This is a genomic window from Wolbachia endosymbiont of Mansonella perstans, assembly GCF_020278605.1.
GTDB lineage: Bacteria > Pseudomonadota > Alphaproteobacteria > Rickettsiales > Anaplasmataceae > Wolbachia.
The window spans coordinates 1-5,161 of sequence record NZ_JACZHU010000074.1 but is presented as its reverse complement, the minus strand read 5'-3'; the positions used below and the strand labels follow the sequence as shown (position 1 = coordinate 5,161).

Genomic DNA, 5,161 nt, shown 5'->3' with positions numbered 1-5,161 from the left:
TTAGGTTAGTGAGCATAAAAGTTATGTTAAAGTGCACCATTTTTATGAAGAACTGAATTCCAGTGTAAAACATTGGAATGATAAGAGGGGGAAGCGCTGGAATGACACCTTCCTATCCAGTTGATAAATCGCAACTAGCTATAAACATTAAGAAATTTACTGAATAAAAAGACAAAAGAAGCCCCGGTCGGTGGTAATTATTTATATGTATCTCAAATATTGGCGTTTTTATTCTCAGCGCTAAGGTTAAGCTGCTCTTACGCAACTAATCTAACGCTAAAAAACTTACTAAGCAGGAAAAAGGCAAAGAAACCCTGGGTAGCTAGTTATTCACTAGCTATCTTATAATATTTAATGTTGGCGTTTTTTGATGTCTTAAACGACTTATAAGCGTGTTTCAGCTTATATTTAAGTAAAAAGAAGTCTTTACAAGACACACAGTGCACATAGTACAAAAAATTAAATATAAGATGCCAAATATGCTAAATTTTTTATCACTTAACCTGTACAGACCGAAGATAAATAGCAGCTTCAGTACTACGATAAGGGTGACGACGAAGGTTGTCAAGTAGTTTTTTGTTTCTATTGGGTAGCTTTCCCACTGTTGTCTACCAGCTTTTTGTGTAGTAGGGATTGGTATCAGTATAAGTTGCTTGCAAATGTAAGTAACTTATACTTCTATAATGAACAACACAATACTACCAAGAAATTTCTACGAGCGGCCAACCTTAACTGTAGCCGGAGAATTATTGGGAAAAGTCCTCAAATTTTCCAACTCTAGCGGAATAATAACTGAAGTTGAAGCCTATGTAGGAATGGATGATCCAGCTTGTCATGCAGCACGAGGCTATACTGATCGTACCTCGGTAATGTTTGGTATGCCGGGGTTTTCGTACGTATACTTTATATATGGAATGTATTACTGTTTAAACATCGTAACAGAAGCAGAAGGGTTCCCAGCAGCAGTATTGATAAGGGGATTGAAACTCACTAAACCGCTTGAAGCAAATCTAAGTGGACCAGGAATACTGTGCAAAAGGTTGAATATTACCAAAGAACACAATAAACAAGATCTCACTATAAGCCACAAATTTTGTGTTTACGAATCTCACCTCAGACCAAATTATATTTGCACCCCAAGAATTGGAATTATTAAAGGTAAAGAGAAATTTTGGCGATTTAAGGTTTTCTAACTTTGATGTTATTCCCGTGCGCAACACAAGAATAACATGCAAGATACTTTAGTGGAACTTAACAAGTTTATCTATAGTCTTAGTAATAATTCTTGGAGTATCTGGAGAGACTTTCGAATTAAGCCTATTTAGTTGCTCTATAGCAAACTCACTATTCCCATTTGCTATAAAATCACATAGAATGTTTTCTATACCCTTAGTAATGTTTTCATACTTTCTCAAAGGATGATTGTGTGGATATCTATTAATGGTTTTGATGCTGGAGTACTCAACAAAAGCTTGATCCTTAAAAGCAAGTTGTCTCAATTTCTCTTTAAGTTTTGCTTCTTCCTCTTGTGCTAAAAGGCTAGATTTTATCAGTGATTTTGTAACTGAATTTATAGCCTGATGCACCTCAGAATGTACTACAACATTAATAGTACTTTCTTTTATTATGCAGTTATAAATGCTTTTTTCGCTCTTTAGCAGCTCTATGAACATTCTGCTATTTTGAGAACTTAGCTCCAAATCCTTTTCACTCATAGGAGTTACTATAAAGATGTTCTTATTTACTCTAATGTTATACTGTGGAGAGCCCTCAAAAAAGGAAAACGCTATATCCTTAGATTCAAGTGCATTATTGTATGCAGAAAAGAGAGTGTGTGCTATGACGTTGCTTGGCACCTTCATTCCATGTTTACTCAAGTGATGTAATACATTTTCAACATCATGATATGTAAAGCCTGAACTCTTCAGTAAATTAACAACCTCTATGCCGTCATGTTGTTTATACTCTATTCTCATCTTCTCTGCAAAAAGTGTTTTTGCTGCTATGTGCTTGTCAAGCACTGTAAAAATTTTGATGAAATTTTCTAAATCTTGTTTGTCGATTAGTTCAATACTAATTAAGTTCTTGCTAACAATTGAAATATTTTGTGTCATTTTTGCTCACTAAAAAACTAACTAAATGAATTGTATTTTTAATTCATTAAAATTTGTTTAAAATGAGCACACTAACCCTTCATTCATGCATCACATGACAGCAAAAGCAAGGAAAATCACATAAAATCATTATGTGATACTACACATTCTTCATATTCATCATTGTTGCTAGGGTAAGTTGTTACATCAGCTTTATCATAATTGCTACTTAACATATCATCTAACTTTCCTTCTCTTTCAAGGTCCATCAATTTGTCACATCCAGCAATATGATGTATGTAATTACAATTTTCATCAGTAATAAAAATTTGCGGAACTGTTCTAACGTTATATTTTGACTTTATGTCATTAAATAAATTCGGACTTTTAAGCACATCAATTTCTTCATATCCCACACCTTTTCCATCCAGCAACTCCTTTGCTCTCTTACAGAACGGACAGTACTGCTTTACATATATTACAACCTTTCCTTTAATATTTTTCATGATTTATCTCCGTAGTTTATAAAATATAATTATTATATATAGAAATATACATAAGATATCAAATTGTATGAAAATTATTTATAGTTGTGAGCAGGAGATAGAAAATAACTTAGCATTAACCTTTGGAAATTTTGATGGCGTTCATTTAGGGCATGAACTTGCAATTTCTACTCTAAAGAAAGTAGCGCAAGAAAGAGGATTACCCTCTGCAATTTTAACTTTTGAGCCACACCCATCAACAGTCTTATTTGGCAGAAATAACTTTAGATTGATAAATCAAGAACAAAAAAAGGAACTGATCAGCAGCTATAGCATAGATTACTTGTATATTATCAATTTCAATGAAGGTTTTTCTCAAATCAGCTGCAATGACTTCATTAGTAAGATCCTAACAGGCAAATATAGCGCTAAACACATAGTTGTTGGAGAAAGTTGTACTTTTGGTCACAAACGACTGGGTAATACATTGACTCTAAGGAAACGTTCTAAAATGTATGGATATTCCTTAACTGAATTAGAACCATTGATAATCGATGGAGAAATTTGCTCTTCTTCTTCAATCAGAGAGTATTTACAGAAAGGCAAAATAGAGATTGCTAATAAATTGCTCGGCAGACCTTATCAAGTCTCTGGTATTGTAACAAAAGGTGCATGTAGAGGTAGAGAAATAGGATTTCCAACTATAAACATTCCGATAGAAGACTGCATGATAAAACCCAAGTTTGGTACATATTATGCTAAGGCAGCATTTTCTGACAATAATCCAAATTGGCTATACGGAGTAGTCAACATTGGTATGAGGCCTACGTTTAAGGATTTGAAAAAGCCCATAGTAGAAATGCACATATTTGATTTTAATAAAGATGTGTACGACTATAAGGTTAATATACAACTTTTAAAATTTATCAGGTCAGAAAAAAGATTCCATAGTATTGAAGAATTAACAAAACAGGTAAATTATGATATACTTAAAGCTCATCAGTTGAGGACAAATTTATGAAAAAGCTATGCTTAATTGTCATACTAATTATGATATTAACTGACCAGATGAGCAAATTGTACATAAACTCATTAATTGATGAAGGAGAGTCAATCGAAGTTGCTAGCTTTATAAAACTAGTTGAAGTATGGAATTCGGGGATTAGTTTTGGAATGTTTAGCACTTTACCATATAGCGATCTCTTTTTTTCAATATTTTCAACACTAATAATTAGCATACTCGCATACTTGATATACAAATCTAGCGATAAATTAACTTGTTTTGGTTTTTCTATGATGATTGGCGGAGCAATCGGTAATGTAGTTGACAGGATCTACTGGGGAGCTGTATATGATTTTATATATTTTCATATTGGCAGTTGGTACTGGCCAGCTTTCAATCTAGCAGATATATATATAGCTTGCGGGATGTCTGTATTGCTGTATAAGTGGTACATATACGACAGGCTCATTTCTAAACAAAATGAGGAATAAAATTGTTGCTTCGAATTCAATTGTATTAGGTTAGGGCAATGCTTTACAGATTTTTTAGTTTCTTTATACTACCTTTATTGTTTTTCACTTACCCAATCTCTCTGAGAGCTGTAAATATAGAACACAATATAAAGCACGCTAAACTCAGTAATGGGTTAGATATCTATGTTGTACCTAATCATCGGATTCCAGCCGTTTTACATGCAGTAATATATAAAGTTGGGGGAATGGATGATCCAATCGGCAAAGCAGGATTGGCTCACTACTTTGAGCATTTAATGTTTGAAACTACAGGAAAATTTAAAGACATAGAATCAACTATGAGTAGTATTGGAGCGCAATTTAACGCATTTACTACTAGAGAATATACCTGTTACTACGAATTAGTCCTCAAGGGCGACTTACCACTAGCAATGGAGGTTGAAGCAGATAGAATGGACAATTTTAATGTTACTCAAGACAAAATAGATAGGAAAAAAAATATTGTATTAGAAGAAAGGAAGATGAGATTTGATAATAATCCTAACAATTTGCTATGGGAGGAAATGAATAGTGCATTTTACCGTACTGGCTATGGCAGATCTGTTATCGGCTGGGAAAGCGACATTAGAACTTACAATCAAGATGATATGATGAGGTTTCATGACAACTATTACCACCCAAACAATGCAATACTGCTGATTGTTGGTGATGTGGAATTCGATGAAGTAGTGGAACTAGCAGGAGAAAAATATGGGGAAATAAAAGCTAAGCCTACAACTAGGCATTACCCAAATCAGGATCCAGCACATAATGCAGATCTATCGGTAACTTTGGAAAGCACTGAAGTAAAAGAACCAGTTTTGTATTTTCGTTATCGTGTTCCTTTGTTCAAGAACATAGATGAAACCTCAGCCGTTAACTTGGCAGTTGAAGTGTTAGGGGGTGGCAAATCTAGTAAACTATATAAGGATTTGGTTCTGGATAAAAGTGTAGCAGTCTCAGTATCTACTTATTATAGTGGGTTAGCCTTTAGTGATAGCTACATTGATATTGAGGTAATTCCAAAAAGCGGAATAAAGTTAAACGTTATTGAAAGAGAGCTAGATA

Annotated in this window: 6 protein-coding genes; 4 read left to right on the top strand and 2 right to left on the bottom strand. The window is 33.9% G+C overall.

The genetic code is table 11. The features are described 5' to 3' along the window. Nucleotides 1–683: 683 nt before the first annotated feature. Nucleotides 684–1,193, top strand: a complete 510-nt coding sequence (locus tag IHO13_RS04365; RefSeq protein WP_225538445.1) for a DNA-3-methyladenine glycosylase — start codon at nucleotides 684–686, stop codon at nucleotides 1,191–1,193. Between the two features lie 48 nt (nucleotides 1,194–1,241). Here the strand turns inward: IHO13_RS04365 and IHO13_RS04360 are convergent, their stop codons facing one another. Beyond that, nucleotides 1,242–2,114: a hypothetical protein gene (locus IHO13_RS04360; RefSeq protein ID WP_225538444.1), complete on the bottom strand. Its 873-nt coding sequence runs from the start codon at nucleotides 2,112–2,114 to the stop codon at nucleotides 1,242–1,244. Nucleotides 2,115–2,230: 116 nt separating this feature from the next. Next, nucleotides 2,231–2,599: a glutaredoxin gene (locus tag IHO13_RS04355; protein WP_225538443.1), complete on the bottom strand. Its 369-nt coding sequence runs from the start codon at nucleotides 2,597–2,599 to the stop codon at nucleotides 2,231–2,233. Between the two features lie 67 nt (nucleotides 2,600–2,666). Here IHO13_RS04355 and ribF point away from each other — a divergent pair, with 67 nt between their 5' ends. The 3 genes from ribF to IHO13_RS04340 all read left to right on the top strand — a co-directional run. Then, entirely contained in the window at nucleotides 2,667–3,599 is a 933-nt protein-coding gene (gene ribF / locus IHO13_RS04350) for a riboflavin biosynthesis protein RibF (RefSeq protein ID WP_225538442.1), read from the top strand. Then, nucleotides 3,596–4,072 carry a signal peptidase II gene (lspA, locus tag IHO13_RS04345; RefSeq protein ID WP_225538441.1) on the top strand — a complete coding sequence of 159 codons (477 nt, stop codon included), beginning with the start codon at nucleotides 3,596–3,598 and terminating at the stop codon, nucleotides 4,070–4,072. The genes ribF and lspA overlap by 4 nt, the downstream gene beginning before the upstream one ends. A gap of 38 nt (nucleotides 4,073–4,110) precedes the next feature. Next, nucleotides 4,111–5,161, top strand: a 1,051-nt coding sequence (locus tag IHO13_RS04340; RefSeq protein ID WP_225538440.1) for a M16 family metallopeptidase, incomplete at its 3' end; no start/stop codon positions are given.

What these genes read in the sequence shown, in the direction of transcription:
- IHO13_RS04365 (WP_225538445.1), top strand. Translation starts at nt 684, where the DNA reads ATGAACAACACAATACTACCAAGAAATTTCTACGAGCGGCCAACCTTA.
- IHO13_RS04360 (WP_225538444.1), bottom strand. Translation starts at nt 2,114, where the DNA reads ATGACACAAAATATTTCAATTGTTAGCAAGAACTTAATTAGTATTGAA.
- IHO13_RS04355 (WP_225538443.1), bottom strand. Translation starts at nt 2,599, where the DNA reads ATGAAAAATATTAAAGGAAAGGTTGTAATATATGTAAAGCAGTACTGT.
- ribF (WP_225538442.1), top strand. Translation starts at nt 2,667, where the DNA reads ATGAAAATTATTTATAGTTGTGAGCAGGAGATAGAAAATAACTTAGCA.
- lspA (WP_225538441.1), top strand. Translation starts at nt 3,596, where the DNA reads ATGAAAAAGCTATGCTTAATTGTCATACTAATTATGATATTAACTGAC.